Raw genomic sequence first — 13,961 nt, 5'->3', positions numbered from 1 at the left:
CCGTGATCATCGGCGTCGGCATCGACGTGGCCGAGATCGACCGCTTCGACGACGTGCTGCGGCGCACTCCCGGGATGGCGGACCGCCTGTTCGTCGAGCGCGAGCTGTGGCTGCCGAGCGGGGAGCGCCGCGGCACGGCCTCCTTGGCCGCCCGCTTCGCGGCCAAGGAGGCCCTCGCCAAGTCCCTGGGCGCCCCCGGCGGCCTGCGCTGGACCGACGCCGAAATCCTCACCGAGCCGAGCGGCCGCCCCCGCCTCTCGATCCGCGGCACGGTCGCCACCTGCGCGGAACGGCTGGGGGTGCGGGGCCTGCACGTCTCCCTGAGCCATGACGCGGGGGTCGCGTCGGCGGTCGTGATCGCGGAGGGTTGAGGGTTCCTGGTCGGCGAGCTCTGCGGTCCTCGGCATGCCTGTTGGGTACCTGTCCGCTGAGCAAGAGGCCGCGCCCGGCGTGTCCACTGCCCAGTCGGCGGTCCGAACGACCGCCCGGCTCTCCTCGCTCCGGTACGACCACATCAACTTCCTCGGCCGCTACTCCTACACCCGGCCTCCGGCACCGGGCCCGCGGCAGCGGTGCGACCCGACCGCATCGCGTGATCCGGCAGGTCAGGGGATCTGGGCCTCGATGTGGGCGAGTTGGGCGGCGAGGATTTCTCCGAATGCGGCGCGGCGGTCTGCTCCGAGGGGGCGGATGTCGCGGGCGAAGTGGGCCAGGGCGGGGAAGCGTTCGGGGTCGGCGCCGAGCACCGCGACGCGGAACTGCTCCATGCCCTGTTCGTACTCCTTGGGGGTGATGGTGCTGATACCGGCCTCGGAGGCGATCAGCGCGGCGAGGAGTATCACGATGCGGTGGTATCGCACCGGGACCTGCTCGTCGGGCAGGCCGGACGCGCGCAGGGCCTGCAGCAGCTCCTCCATGACCAATCGGGATCCGGTGCCGCCGGACGCATAGCGTCCCCACACCGTGGCGAGTTGGGGTTGCTCGCCGAAGGCCTCGCGCAGGCGCAGGGCCAGGGCGGTGATGCGCTGCTTCCAGTTGCCCTCGGGGCGGTAGCCGTCCATGGCGGCCAGCAGGATCCGGTCGGCAACCGCGCGCAGCAGTTCGGTCTTGTTCCGGAAGTGCCGGTAGAGGCTGGAGGAGTCGGTCCCGAGCGCTGCGGCGAGTTTGCGCACGCTGAACGACTCGGCGTCGTTCGTGCGCAGCAGTTCCGCCGCCGCGTCCAGGATCTCCTCGGTCGACCATCGCCTTCGGCCAGTCATCTCGCCCCTCTCGTCCGGACTCAGCCTAACCTATGCACTTGGCAATGCACGCACTGCGTGCATAATGAGGGCAACGCACTGTCCGGGCACAACGACACACCCGGCATCCGGCCGGGAGGGGAGCAGGACACATGGGCGAGACCGCTACCGCGACACGGCCGCCGGAGCCGGACTTCTCGGCGATCACGACCGAGGAACTGCGCGCCTACCGCGAGGCGGAGAACCGCTTCCGGGCCTCCAGCGCGGCGCGGACGATCCTCGGAGAGCCGGACACCGGCGCCTCGATCGTCTGGCAGGAGATCGCGCTGCCCGGCCGCGACCTACCGGTCCGGGTCTACCGGCCGGCCCCGACGGGAGACGACGAAGCCGCTGCCCGAACCGACCTGCCACTCGTGGTCCATGTCCACGGAGGCGGCTTCGTGGGCACGGCGGTGCAGTGCGACTGGACCAACAGCCACCTCGTCGCGGAGCTGCCCGCCCTCGTCATCTCGGTCGAGCACCGCCTCCTCGCCCCCGGCAGCCCGCTCGCGAACGCCGCGGACGACGGCTGGGCCGTGCTCCAGCACGTGGTGCGGCACGCCGCGCAGTGGGGCGTTGACCCGGCGCGTGCAGCCGTCTTCGGTGAGAGCTGCGGCGCGCTGATCAGCGCGCTGACGGCCATCCGGGCCAGGGAAGCCGGCCTGGAGCTCACGGCGCAGGTGCTGGTCAACCCGGCAGTCGACGTGACCGAGACGATGTTCGACTACCCGTCGATCGCCGAGTACGCATACAGCCCGACCCGGGCCCTGCCGCAACTGCGGCTCTTCCAGCGGCTCGCCGTCCCGTCGGGAGCCGACGCCAGCGCATTCTCGCCGTTGTACGCGGACAACCTGGGCGGGCTCGCCCCGGCGCTCGTGGTGGTGCCCACCCAGGACGCGGTCGCCGACCACGGTCGCCGCTACGCCGAGCGGCTGCGCGAGGCAGGGACCCCCGTGCGGCTTTCCGAATACCCGGGAGCAAAGCACGCGTTCCTCGCCATGCCCGGCGTGGAACCACAGGCCGAGGCCGCCCGGGCGGAGATCCTCGCGTTCCTCCGCGCGGCCCTGACCTACGGCCCCACTGATCCGCACGAGGCCGCGGCCACTCCGCTGGAGGCCCTCGATTCGGGCGTCACCGGGGCCGTCCGCGCCACCACGCGCTAAGAACCCGGCGACTTCCGCGCCACCGCTCCTCGCAACAACGGCGACGACCTCAAGGCCAACCAGGCCATCGTCGACGCCGCCGTCCCCGACACCGGGGCCCAGGGGCCCTATACAGCGACCACGGCATCGCCCTGATCGACCAATGAAGAGAGAAGCACCCTGATGACGAAACCACCCCATGCACGAGGGCCGCTCGGAGCGATGTACGCGGGCCTTGCGCTCACTGTCCTCGCGACGATCGCCACGTACGTCGACCGCGGCACCACCCATCTGCTGGCCGACCACATCCGGGCCGGCTATCCCAGCTACCCCCAGGCGCGGGTCGACTCCGCCGTCACCACCTACCTGGTCGTGTTATCCGTCATCGGAGCGCTCGGCGTCCTTGCCTGGCTCACGACGGCCTGGGCTGTCAAGGCAGGCAAGCGGTGGGCCCGCCCCGCCGCGACCGTGATGTTCATGCTCGGCACCAGCGTCGGACTGGCCGGGCTGCTGACCAAGGACACCTCCGGCGCGACCGGACTGCCGCCGGAGCTGGGCTGGGCCGGGATGATCCCCTGCCTGGCGGGCTTCGTCGCGGTGACATTGCTGTGGAGAAGACCGAGACTGACGTGACGTCGGCTCCGTTCGACTCCGCACGTGAGGAGCCGACGGCGACCGCACAGATCCGCACCAGCACAGGTCACGACCACCGCCCACCATGGAGGAAGACACCGTGCAGCGCATCGGCATCATCGGAGTGGGCGAGATCGGCCGGGCCATCGTCGAGGGCCTGCGCAACGGGGGCGGTGCGTCCCCAGACGTCTTCCTCTCTCCCCGGGGGGCCCGCACCGCCGCCGAACTGTCCGAGCGCTTCGAGGGTGTCCATGTGTGCGCCGACAACCAGGGGGTGCTGGACCGCTCCGAGGTTGTGATCATCGCCGTGCGCCGCCAGGACCATCACGAGGCACTCGCCGGGCTGAAGATGGACGACGACAAGACCGTGGTCAGCCTGATGGCCGGCGTCGCCACCGACGACCTGCGCCGAACACTCGGCACCGGCGCCCCGATCGTCCGCGCTATCCCGCTGCCCGCCGTGCGCGAGCGCCGCTCCGTCACCGTGACCTGCCCCTCGCACCCGGTGGTGGACTCCCTCTTCGAGCAGCTGGGCGGAGCGCTCCCCGTCGCGGACGAGGGCGCCTTCAACGTCTTCTCCGCACTGACCGGGACGCTCACCGCCCACTACGCCTACCTCGCCACGCTCACCTCGTGGGCCACCGGCCATGGCATCGCCCCCGACGCCGCCGATCGGTATGTGCGCGGCCTCTTCCAGAACGTCGGTCGCTCCCTGAGCGACGAGACCCGCCCTCTGCGCCAACTCGCCAGCGACCACGAGACACCCCAAGGGAACAACGAGCGCATCCGCACCACCTGGTTCGATCCGGCCAACGCCGCAGCCCTCAAGAAGGCCCTGGACGGCCTCCTCGCCGATCTGGGGTAAGAAAGTCATCGAGCACGCCCCGGGCGCGGACATTCGCATCGGCTACGCCCGTGGCTCGCACCTGAGCCAGGAACTCGACTCCCAGCTCGACGCGCTCACCCCGCACTGCCGGGTCATCATCACCGTGCACGAGATGAAGCGGCTCGGCCGCGACGCTGCCGAACTCACCGCGCTCGCCGACCACCTCACCGCCCACGGCCTGGTCCTGGAAATGCTCGCCGGACCCCTGCCCGGCCTCTACGACCCCACCAACCAGCGGCTCCCCGCCGGTGGCCTCGGTCCCTGGCGTGGTGCCCGGTCCGCCCAGTGGCGGACGCGGGGGCGCAGGGGCCCCTGCGCCCCCGCCCCGTCTGCGGCTACCCGCCGGTCGGCCCGGCCCGATCCGTCGCTCGGTCGCCGCCCTCGTCGTGGACAGGCAGTCGTCTGGTCTGCTCTCGACCACCCGCAGCGCGAGGCGGGAGAGGACGGGGGTGTACCCACCCCCCCAGAGCCCGTCGCCGGGCGACCGGGGTCGTACCACCCCGCCCAATGCCCGCCACCGGGCGACCGGGAATGTGGCCGGGGTCTGTGCCACTGGCGGGGAGTCGCGAGACGGCGGGAGGGGGTGGGGTCGGAGGGGTGGTGTCCTGGACGCTGTCGCATATTTGTGGCGCCTATCTCCGGCCAACCCAACGATCATCGTCCGTCGGCGCCGTAAATATGCGGTCCAGGGCGCCGCCCCGGAGGCCCCGCCCCCGGCACCCACCACGAACAGCGGGCGCACCACCCACGCACCCGCACCCGTCAGACCGGCGCACCCGCACCCCGCGCACCCAGCGGAACCCTCAGGCCAGCACGTCCCGCCAGGTGTCCGTCAGCGCCGTTGACACGTCGTACGCCGCGATGGGCGCGCCATGCGGGGCCGTGGTGCGGCGGGCGGCCAGGCCGTGGAGATAGGCGCCCACCGAGACCGCGTCGCGGGCGGGGAGGCCCGTGGCGAGCAGGGAGCCGATCAGGCCGGACAGCACATCGCCGGTGGGGTTGACGCGTACCGGCTGGTGCTCGGCGGCGATCAGCGTGGTCGACCCCTTCAGCGGAGCGGCTGGGTGGCGGGGGCTGTATGTCTCACTGAGCCATGACGCGGGGGTCGCGTCGGCGGTGGTGATCGCGGAGGGGTGAGGCCGGGGAGGGCGGCGGGGCCTGCGATCCGCCCCTCCGCATCATTGGCGACCACCCGTCCGTGACCCGACTCAGTTCACCGCCCTGCCCGGCCAGGACCTGAGCAAGCGCTTCGCAGGCTGGCTGCACGACAAGGGTGAGCCGAAGCGAGGACGCGCGTCAGCTGACGTCCTTCTCGATCGCCTCGAAGATGTCCGCGTCCGTCTCCTGCTGCCAGCCGGGAAGATCCGGCCAGTCGGCGACGTACCCGGGCTTCGGGTCCTCGAAGTGCCGGTACATCTGCGCGGTCCAGCACGTGGCGACGAAGCGCCCCTTCTGCTCCCGCGTCAGTCGCCCCGCGTGCCCCTCGCTCACCTGAAGGAACTGCCGCACCTGCTCGTACACCGCCCCGGCAGCCGCTCGCTCCCACTGCGGAGTCTCCTCCCAGGGGGTCACATAACCCGGCTTGGGCTCCCCGGGAAAGTGCCGCCGCACCCCCGCGATCCACGCCTCCCGGAACAGCCGGGCACCTTCGGTCCGCGACATCCCTGCCCCTTTCGTCAGTTCATGCTCAGTGCCTTGATCGCGGCATCCAACTCGGCAACCCGCACATCGCGAGCGAGGGAGCCGAAGTCCGTACGCAGGGCCTGGAGTCTACGAGCGACGTAACCGGAGGATGATTCCCGCGCCAGGTGGATCGCCTTGCGGGCGTAGAAGACAACCTGCTCCGGGTCCTTGCGCCTGACACCGATCGCGGCCAGATTCGCGAGTACGGCACCTCGGCGCCGAAAGGACTGGCCCTCTGCCAGGGCACCTTGCCGAAGGGCGCTCTGAAGCACCTGCTCAGCGAGGTCGAGCCGACCCAGCTGGACATACCGGGCGCCGCGCTCCTCCGCGAGCCGGGAGCCATCAAAGCGGAGCCACCCGCCGTTCTGTGCCGATCCGGTCATGCCCGCGACCTTCTCGGCCTGTTCGAGTGCACTTTCGCACGCGGTCAGATCTCCCAGCCCCGCGAACGCCTCAGCCTGTACCGCAGCGACCCAGTGTCGTGTCGACAGGGAACTGTCCCCTCGGCGAGCGATGCGCTCAGCGACCGACAAGATGTCCGTGGCCTCCCGGTAGCGACGCTCGTACACGTCGACGTACGCATGCCGAATGAGAGCACAAGCCCATAGATCGAACGCCGCTGCCTCCTTACCGGCTGACGCGGCGAGCGTGTACGAAGCCGCTGCGTCGGTATACCGGTTGCCGTCGAAAGCCAGCTCGCCGGCAAGCTGGAAGAGGTCCGCCGCAGCACCGCACAGAGCTTGCCCGTCCTTGCCGGAGTGTCCGTCCAGGGCTTTGGCGAGGGCAGCGAGCTGGCCGGAGATGATGGGCTGAACAGCCTCTTTAGCGCGGGCGAGTTGATACACCTGCCACAGGTGGTTGTTCATTCGGATGAAGTCGCCGGACGCTCGGCGGTGTACTCCTTCCGTGAGGGCCTCCGACTCCTCGGTCGGCAGACCAGCCAGTGCCCCGGCAACGGCAAGTACGCGCAGGAACTCGCGTCGAATCATGTCGTCGGTATCCCCCGAGCCGTAGTGGTCGACTGAACACGACACTACGGGCTCCTGGAACGTGGCTCGGGGTTTGGTAACCCAGGCGTCCAGTTCGGCAAGGTCGAGTTGCAGCGCTGCTGCGTACTGTGGGCGCAGCTGGGGCTGGATCTCAGTTTTCCCGCTCTCCCAGCGGCTGATCGTTGTGCGGTCCACACCGACGACGTGAGCGAGCCCCTCCTGGCTGTACCCCAGTGCTTTCCGCCGCTCAGCCAACCCCATGGGGGCTCCCCTTCCCCGCTCCGCGGACCGCCATTCGACGGGTGCACACCCTGCACGCTTCTGCGTCACATCTGCCGCATGGATGCAGTGGAGCGCACCTGCTCGGAACGGTTCCCTTGACGTTGTCAGCATCAAGAACCGGCGCGAGCCGCCACAGGATGCGGTCGTGATGGCGAGACGCCAGCCACCGGCCAGACGACAGAGCCGCCGGGCTGGCGGTACCCCGCCCCGGAAGAAAGACCCCGTCCATGACCATGACGAGACCAAACGCCATCGGCGCTCCGGGCTACAGCGAAACCATGCCGTGCGAGCCGACATCAGCGAGCCGCGCTCGCCGACTCGTCCGCGCAGCACTCAACACCTGGAACCTCGGCCACCTCATCGACGAGGGGACGCTGATCATCTCCGAGCTGGTCGGTAACGCCGCTCGCCACAGCGGGTGTCGCCTTCTGCGCGTCAGCGTCCGGCTGCCCGATCGGGAGCGCGTACGTCTCGCCGTTACGGACAAATGCCCAAAGCCGCCCACCGCTCAGGCGCCGTGCTGCGACGACGAGTCCGGCCGCGGTCTGCTGCTGGTCGAAGCAATGTCGGACCGCTGGGGCACCGAATACCGCACCTGGGGAAAGATCGTCTGGGCCGAGCTTCACGCCAAGAGTGGCCCCTGATGCCCCCGCTCATCGCCCGCCCAATCGTCGTTCCGTTCGTCACCGCGTGGAGCAGCGAACACTTCGGTCCGGAATCAGACCTGACCGTCCTGCTGACACCCGAGCCGCGACTCGACCTCCCGAAATGACACCGGCCGAAGAAGAAAGGACACGACTGTGACGACCGTCGTTGCTGCCACCCCTGCCATGGACACCGGGTTTCTGTGGCTTGACTTGACCCGGAAGTGCCAGCTCCGGTGCAGCCCATGCTTCAACTCCTCGGGTCCGGAGAGGACACACGGGAGCTGCCGCCGGTGGGGAGTCGCGAGACGGCGGGAGGGGGTGGGGTCGGAGGGGTGGTGTCCTGGACGCTGTCGCATATTTGTGGCGCCTATCTCCGGCCAACCCAACGATCATCGTCCGTCGGCGCCGTAAATATGCGGTCCAGGGCGCCGCCCCGGAGGCCCCGCCCCCGGCACCCACCACGAACAGCGGGCGCACCACCCACGCACCCGCACCCGTCAGACCGGCGCACCCGCACCCAGCGGACCCCGCGGAACCCTCAGGCCAGTACGTCCCGCCAGGTGTCCGTCAGCGCTGTCGACACGTCGTACGCCGCGATGGGCGCGCCATGCGGGGCCGTGGTGCGGCGGGCGGCCAGGCCGTGGAGATAGGCGCCCGCCGAGGCCGCGTCGCGGGCGGGGAGGCCCGTGGCGAGCAGGGAGCCGATCAGGCCGGACAGCACATCGCCGCTGCCCGCCGTGGCCAGCCAGCCGACGCCGGTGGGGTTGACGCGTACCGGATGGTGCTCGGCGGCGATCAGCGTGGTCGACCCCTTCAGCAGTACGGTCGCGCCGTAGCGCTCGGCCAGCGCCCTTACGGCGGCCAGCCGGCCCGCCTCGACCTCCTCGCGGCTCACGCCGAGCAGCGCCGCCGCCTCGCCCGCATGCGGGGTGAGGATCGTGGCCGCCTCGCGTTTGCGCAGGTCGCTGCCGGTGGGCAGCAGGTGGAGTCCATCGGCGTCGACCAGGACGGGGACATCGGAGGCGAGGACGTCCTCCAGGGAGTGCCGGGCCGCCGCGCCGTCGCCGAGGCCGGGGCCGACGACCCACGACTGGACCCGGCCCGCCTTGGCCGGGGGCCCGGAGTGGACGAGGGTCTCGGGGAAGCGCGCGATGACCGTGTCGGCCCCGGGGCCGACGTAGCGCACCGCCCCCGCACCGCCTCGCAGCGCGCCCGAGACGGCCAGTACGGCCGCGCCCGGGTAGCGGGCGGAGCCCGCGACCACGCCCACCACGCCGCGCCGGTACTTGTCGCTCTCCGCCGAGGGCTGGGGCAGCAGCGCGGCCACGTCCTCGTGCTGCAACGCCTCCACGTCGGGGTCGGCCGGGAGGTGCGCGTCCAGGCCGATGTCGACCAGCCGCAGGGCGCCCGCGTGGGTGCGGGCGGGGTCGATGAGCAGCCCCGGCTTGTACGCGCCGAAGGTGATCGTGGCGTCCGCGCGTACGGCGGAGCCGCGCACCTCGCCCGTGTCGGCGTCGACCCCGCTGGGCAGGTCCACGGCGACGACGATCCCGCGTACCGCCCGGATGAGCCGCTCCGCGTCGGGCCGCAGCCCGCCCTTGCCGCCGATGCCGACGATGCCGTCGATGACGAGATCGGCGCGGGCCACGGCCGCCTCGGCGCCGCCGTCCGCGTTGGCCGCCTCGGCGCCGCCGTCCGCCGCCACCGCGCGCCCGCCCGCCGCCCGCAAGGCGGCAAGGCCGCCCCCGTGCGCCCGGTCGGGGTTGAGCAGTACCGCCGTGACGCCCGCGCCGCGGCGGGCCAGCCGGGCGCCCGCGTAGAGCGCGTCGCCGCCGTTGTCGCCGCTGCCGACGAGCAGGGCCACCCGGGAGCCGTACACCCGGCCCAGCAGATCGGCGCACGCGGCCGCGAGTCCCGCCGCCGCGCGCCGCATGAGCGCTCCTTCGGCCAGCCGTGCCATCAGTTCGCGCTCGGCGGCCCGTACGGTCTCGACGCTGTAGGCAATCCTCATGCCCATAGTCTCCCGAACTGAGGGCACTCCTTGCGTGGAAGCGAGGCACTCCAGGCGTAGAAGCGCAGAAGCGCGGAAGCGTAGAGGCGCGGAAGCGCAGGAGCACACACTCCGGTCGGGGGACGGGCCTGAGAGACTGACGGAGATGGACGAGACACCGATGCGCGCCCGTGCCGTGGTCGATCTGGCCGCCCTACGGGCCAACGTGAGGGCGCTGCGCGCCGCGGCACCCACGGCCGAGCTGATGACCGTGGTCAAGTCGGACGCCTATGGCCACGGCATGGTCCCGTGCGCGCGCGCCGCCCGCGCGGCGGGCGCGGACTGGCTGGGCGCGGCCACGCCCGAGGAGGCGTTCGCACTGCGGGCGGCGGGGGACACGGGCCGGCTGATGTGCTGGCTGTGGACGCCCGGCGGCCCCTGGCGGCAGGCCATCGAGGCGGACATCGACGTCTCGGCCAGCGGGCTGTGGGCGGTGCGCGAGGCCGTCGCCGCGGCCCGTGCGTGCGGCCGTACCGCGCGGCTGCACCTGAAGGCGGACACCGGACTCGGCCGCAACGGCTGCCAGCCCGCCGACTGGCCCGCCCTGGTCGCCGAGGCGCGCGCCGCCGAGGCGGAAGGGGCCATCCGGGTGACGGGGCTGTGGTCCCACTTCGCGTGCGCGGACGAGCCGGGCCATCCGTCCATCGCCGCTCAGCTGTCGGTCTTCCGCGAGGTGATCGCCCACGCGGAACAGGCGGGGCTGCGGCCGGAGGTGCGTCACATCGCCAACTCACCGGCGACCCTGACCGTGCCCGATTCCCACTTCGACCTCGTCAGGACCGGCATCTCCACCTACGGCATCTGCCCGAGCCCCGAACTCGGCACGTCCGCCGACTTCGGGCTGCGCCCGGTGATGACGCTGTCCGCCGCGCTCGCCTCGGTCAAGCGGGTGCCGGGCGGGCACGGCGTCTCCTACGGGCACCGCTATGTGACCCCCGGCGAGACGACCCTCGCGCTGGTGCCCGTCGGCTACGGGGACGGCATCCCGCGCCATGCCTCGGGCACCGGCCCGGTGCTGGTGGCGGGAAAGTGGCGGACCATCGCGGGCACGGTCGCCATGGACCAGTTCGTCGTGGATCTGGGCGGCGACACCGCCGCCCCGGGGGACGAGGCGCTGCTGTTCGGTCCGGGGGACCGGGGCGAGCCGACCGTCGAGGACTGGGCGCGGGCCGTGGGCTCGATCGGCTACGAGATCGTGACCAGGATCTCGGCCCGTATTCCCCGCGTTTATGTAGGTGAGGACGGGGGCACAGGGAACTGACCATGGGCGACGAGACCACGGCCGTCAGCACGGCAGAGATGGCGACACGAGTCGCGGCGGGGGCCACAGCCGTGAGCTGGCGCCGGGGCGCCGGATTCGCGGGTGCCGCGATCGGTGTGCTGGCGGCGGGGGCGGCGGCGGGTGTCGCGCTCGAGCGGCTGACGGTCGGCCGCGGCGTACGGCGCAAGGCCCGGCTCGCCCTGGACGCCGAGGGCCCGTACGGCACGCTGCGCGGCACTCCGGGGACGGCGGTCGCCGACGATGGCACCGAGCTCTACTACGAGGTCGAGGAGATGCGGGAGAACGCCGCCACGCCCTCGCCCCGGCGCAAGCGGCGGTTCGGGCGCCGCGCCCCCACCCCCGTCACCATGATCTTCAGCCATGGCTACTGCCTCGCCCAGGACTCCTGGCACTTCCAGCGCTCCGCGCTGCGCGAGGTGGTCCGCACCGTCTACTGGGACCAGCGCTGCCACGGCCGCTCGGCGCGCGGCTGCGCCCAGGCGGACGGCGAGGCGATCAGCATCGACCAGCTCGGCCGCGATCTGAAGGCGGTGATCGACGCGACGGCGCCCGAGGGGCCGCTGGTGCTCGTCGGCCACTCCATGGGCGGCATGACGATGATGGCGCTGGCCGCGCAGTACCCCGACCTGATCCGCGAGCGCGTGATCGGCGCGGCCTTCATCAGCACCTCGGCGGGCCGTCTTGGCGAGGTCAGCTTCGGCCTCCCGGTGGTCGGGGTGAACGCGGTGCGGCGGGTGCTGCCCGGGCTGCTGAAGGCGCTGGGCTGGCAGGCCGACCTGGTCGAGCGCGGGCGGCGGGCGACCGCGGACTTGTTCGCGGGGCTGATCAAGCGCTATTCGTTCGGCTCGAAGGACGTGGACCCGGGGGTCGCTCGGTTCGCCGAGCGGCTGATCGAGGCCACGCCGATTGATGTGGTCGCGGAGTTCTACCCGGCGTTCATCGCCCACGACAAGGCGGCGGCGCTGCCGCACTTCGACGGCCTGCCGCTGCTGGTCCTCGCGGGCGACAAGGACCTCATCACCCCGATGGAACACAGCGAGGCGATCGCGGAGCTGCTTCCGGGCGCCGAGCTGGTGATCCTCGAGGAGGCCGGACACCTGGTGATCCTCGAGCACCCGGAGGTGGTCAACGGCCACCTGACGGAGTTGCTCTCGCGGTCGGTGGACGGGATCGGCGACCGGGCGGGGCGGGGCGTGACGGGCTGACGAGCGGTACCCCTGCCCGGCCGTTCCGCGGCCGTTCCGCGGCCGTTCCGGCGGTCCGGGCGGGGCGTTCGGAGTGGCCGCACGCTGGTCCGCGGCGGGCTTTTCGGGCCCGTACCATCGGCGAGTATGGACGTAGGCACGCGCATCACCGTCACCTCTCCCGACCAGATGCGGGACCTGGGCCGCAGACTCGCCAAGCTGCTGCGCCCCGGCGATCTGGTGCTGCTCACCGGTGAACTCGGCGCGGGCAAGACGACCCTGACGCGGGGCCTCGGCGAGGGCCTCGGCGTCCGGGGCGCCGTCACCTCGCCCACCTTCGTGATCGCCCGGGTGCACCCCTCGCTGGGCGACGGCCCGCCGCTGGTCCATGTCGACGCCTACCGGCTGAACGGCGGCCTCGACGAGATGGAGGACCTGGACCTCGATGTCTCCCTGCCCGATTCGGTGGTGGCCGTGGAGTGGGGCGAGGGCAAGGTCGAGGGGCTGGCGGAGGACCGGCTGCATGTGGTGATCCAGCGGACGGTGGGCAGCGACATGGCCGTCACGGACACGATGGCCGCCGACGTGGACGACGTACGGGATGTGGTGGTGACGGGCGTGGGTACTCGCTGGGCGGGGGAGGACCTGGCGTCGCTCGCGGGGTAGCGCGGCGGGCCGGCGCTGCCGGGCAGCGCTATCCGGTCAAACGGTCAAGCCGCTGGTAGAGCTCGCGTGCAGATGCCGGGTAGTTTCCGACAAGCCGTCGGCATGCTGTTGCATTCCGGGCATCACCCGTGGTCACATGGTGGGAGAAAGCGTGGGTTAGGTCTACCTAACTCCGCTCGACTGCCCCAGGACCCTCAGGAGGCATCCATGTCGGCCCACGACCCTGTGGCCGGGACCGGCGCCGCACGCGATGACCGGTCACCGTCGATGTCGGAGCTCCTGGCGGCGTGTGCGGCGGCGAGCGCGGTCTCGACGCCCCCGCGGCCGGCCGAGGAGGAGACCCCGGCGTCCGTCGAGCCCGAGGCGGATGACGAGGAGCGGGACGCGGCATAGCCGCGCACGGCTGCGCCGTCCGGGTGCGTCATCCGGGTTACGTCATCCAGGTCCGGCCCGGGCCGGGTCCGCTAGGGGACGACGACCACCTTCGTGTCGACCTGGGCGAACTCCCACATCGCCGTACCGTCCGCCCGGCTCTCCCGGACGGCCCCGGTCCGCTTGCGCGCGTTCGGGTCCGGCATCGACCCGTCCACCGCCGCGCTGAAACCGAACACGACTCCCCCTTCCGAGTGGAAGACGACGACGTGCTCGACCTGCACTCCGTCCGATCCGACCCCGCCCTTGTTGCGCGAGGTCACCGTGTAGGTCCCCGGGGCGGGGCTGGCCGGGCTCGGGCCCACCTCGAAGGTGCGGCTGGCCCTGCCGTCGGCGCCGACCAGCCAGACCCGCTTGTCGCCGAGGGCGTAGACGACCCGTACGCCGGTGCCGGAGCGGGCGGGAAGGGCGGTGGACTTCTTCTTCGACCCCGCGTCGTCCTTGTCCTTCTTCTTGGACTCGGCGGAGTGCGACCCCGGCCGGGCCTGGGTCGGATGGTCGGGCGCGGTCGCGGCGGCCTGGTAGCCGAGGAACCCGACGACGCCCAGCGCGGCGGCGGTGAGTACGGCCACAGCTGGCCCGGTACTGCTCCTTGGCACGGCGGCTTCCCTCTCCTGCGGTCAGTATGTGCTGACGGCCCGTACGCACTTACGGTGACGGTAGCACCGGCGTCCGCCGCCCGGCCGCGCTCCGGCCGTCCGGTGACCGAGCTGTTCCACCGTCGGTACGAAAGCCGGTACCGGCTTCGGTTCCAGGGCCGGTACCGACGCCGGTACGAAGGAACGACCTCCCGGCGCGCCGTAGGCTG

15 protein-coding genes and 1 pseudogene are annotated in these 13,961 nt (G+C 71.8%); 10 read left to right on the top strand and 6 right to left on the bottom strand.

The annotated features are described in order from the left end of the window. Positions 1-2 precede the first annotated feature (2 nt). On the top strand, positions 3-371 hold the full coding sequence (locus ACMTAK_RS22100) for a holo-ACP synthase (protein WP_413807828.1): 369 nt from the start codon (positions 3-5) through the stop codon (positions 369-371). A gap of 234 nt (positions 372-605) precedes the next feature. Here the strand turns inward: ACMTAK_RS22100 and ACMTAK_RS22095 are convergent, their stop codons facing one another. Beyond that, positions 606-1,259 (bottom strand): TetR/AcrR family transcriptional regulator, encoded by a 654-nt coding sequence (locus ACMTAK_RS22095; RefSeq protein ID WP_413807827.1) that lies wholly within the window; start codon positions 1,257-1,259, stop codon positions 606-608. A 131-nt stretch (positions 1,260-1,390) separates the two neighbouring features. On the opposite strand from ACMTAK_RS22095, the gene ACMTAK_RS22090 reads away from it, so the two are divergent. The 3 genes from ACMTAK_RS22090 to ACMTAK_RS22080 all read left to right on the top strand — a co-directional run bounded on the left by ACMTAK_RS22090 (position 1,391) and on the right by ACMTAK_RS22080 (position 3,917). Next, positions 1,391-2,440, top strand: coding sequence for an alpha/beta hydrolase (locus tag ACMTAK_RS22090; RefSeq protein WP_413807826.1), 1,050 nt, complete (start codon positions 1,391-1,393; stop codon positions 2,438-2,440). Positions 2,441-2,602: 162 nt separating this feature from the next. Further along, positions 2,603-3,052: a hypothetical protein gene (locus tag ACMTAK_RS22085; RefSeq protein WP_413807825.1), complete on the top strand. Its 450-nt coding sequence runs from the start codon at positions 2,603-2,605 to the stop codon at positions 3,050-3,052. Between the two features lie 85 nt (positions 3,053-3,137). Next, positions 3,138-3,917: an NAD(P)-binding domain-containing protein gene (locus tag ACMTAK_RS22080; RefSeq protein ID WP_413807824.1), complete on the top strand. Its 780-nt coding sequence runs from the start codon at positions 3,138-3,140 to the stop codon at positions 3,915-3,917. A gap of 824 nt (positions 3,918-4,741) precedes the next feature. On the opposite strand, the pseudogene ACMTAK_RS22075 reads toward ACMTAK_RS22080, so the two are convergent. Continuing rightward, positions 4,742-4,990: pseudogene (locus ACMTAK_RS22075) on the bottom strand (NAD(P)H-hydrate dehydratase); the annotation flags it as partial. Here ACMTAK_RS22075 and ACMTAK_RS22070 point away from each other — a divergent pair. After that, complete coding sequence (locus ACMTAK_RS22070) at positions 4,932-5,075, top strand: holo-ACP synthase (RefSeq protein WP_413807823.1); 144 nt, start codon at positions 4,932-4,934, stop codon at positions 5,073-5,075. The pseudogene ACMTAK_RS22075 and the gene ACMTAK_RS22070 sit on opposite strands and share 59 nt — an antisense overlap. 159 nt (positions 5,076-5,234) lie before the next feature. Here the strand turns inward: ACMTAK_RS22070 and ACMTAK_RS22065 are convergent, their stop codons facing one another. Both ACMTAK_RS22065 and ACMTAK_RS22060 read right to left on the bottom strand, forming a co-directional pair. After that, positions 5,235-5,600 carry a hypothetical protein gene (locus ACMTAK_RS22065; RefSeq protein ID WP_413807822.1) on the bottom strand — a complete coding sequence of 122 codons (366 nt, stop codon included), beginning with the start codon at positions 5,598-5,600 and terminating at the stop codon, positions 5,235-5,237. A 14-nt stretch (positions 5,601-5,614) separates the two neighbouring features. Beyond that, positions 5,615-6,871 carry a helix-turn-helix transcriptional regulator gene (locus tag ACMTAK_RS22060; RefSeq protein WP_413807821.1) on the bottom strand — a complete coding sequence of 419 codons (1,257 nt, stop codon included), beginning with the start codon at positions 6,869-6,871 and terminating at the stop codon, positions 5,615-5,617. Between the two features lie 248 nt (positions 6,872-7,119). Between ACMTAK_RS22060 and ACMTAK_RS22055 the strand changes: the two genes are divergently transcribed. Continuing rightward, entirely contained in the window at positions 7,120-7,536 is a 417-nt protein-coding gene (locus ACMTAK_RS22055; protein ID WP_413807820.1) for an ATP-binding protein, read from the top strand. Positions 7,537-8,077: 541 nt separating this feature from the next. On the opposite strand, the gene ACMTAK_RS22050 is transcribed toward ACMTAK_RS22055, so the two are convergent. Next, positions 8,078-9,550, bottom strand: a complete 1,473-nt coding sequence (locus ACMTAK_RS22050; RefSeq protein ID WP_413807819.1) for an NAD(P)H-hydrate dehydratase — start codon at positions 9,548-9,550, stop codon at positions 8,078-8,080. Between the two features lie 145 nt (positions 9,551-9,695). On the opposite strand from ACMTAK_RS22050, the gene alr reads away from it, so the two are divergent. From alr to ACMTAK_RS22030, 4 genes are all read left to right on the top strand, one after another. Beyond that, the gene (alr, locus tag ACMTAK_RS22045) at positions 9,696-10,850 is read left to right on the top strand and encodes an alanine racemase (RefSeq protein WP_413807818.1); all 1,155 of its coding nucleotides are present in this window, start codon (positions 9,696-9,698) and stop codon (positions 10,848-10,850) included. Between the two features lie 2 nt (positions 10,851-10,852). After that, on the top strand, positions 10,853-12,076 hold the full coding sequence (locus ACMTAK_RS22040) for an alpha/beta fold hydrolase (protein WP_413807817.1): 1,224 nt from the start codon (positions 10,853-10,855) through the stop codon (positions 12,074-12,076). A 126-nt stretch (positions 12,077-12,202) separates the two neighbouring features. Beyond that, positions 12,203-12,721: a tRNA (adenosine(37)-N6)-threonylcarbamoyltransferase complex ATPase subunit type 1 TsaE gene (gene tsaE / locus ACMTAK_RS22035; RefSeq protein ID WP_198281454.1), complete on the top strand. Its 519-nt coding sequence runs from the start codon at positions 12,203-12,205 to the stop codon at positions 12,719-12,721. A 207-nt stretch (positions 12,722-12,928) separates the two neighbouring features. Further along, the gene (locus ACMTAK_RS22030) at positions 12,929-13,114 is read left to right on the top strand and encodes a hypothetical protein (protein ID WP_413800796.1); all 186 of its coding nucleotides are present in this window, start codon (positions 12,929-12,931) and stop codon (positions 13,112-13,114) included. Between the two features lie 71 nt (positions 13,115-13,185). On the opposite strand, the gene ACMTAK_RS22025 is transcribed toward ACMTAK_RS22030, so the two are convergent. Further along, positions 13,186-13,725: a hypothetical protein gene (locus ACMTAK_RS22025; RefSeq protein WP_413807816.1), complete on the bottom strand. Its 540-nt coding sequence runs from the start codon at positions 13,723-13,725 to the stop codon at positions 13,186-13,188. Positions 13,726-13,961: the final 236 nt, after the last annotated feature.

The organism is Streptomyces lacaronensis, assembly GCF_047337785.1.
GTDB lineage: Bacteria > Actinomycetota > Actinomycetes > Streptomycetales > Streptomycetaceae > Streptomyces > Streptomyces lycopersici.
Note: the sequence above shows the minus strand (reverse complement) of the source record. Positions and strands in the feature narration are given on the sequence as shown.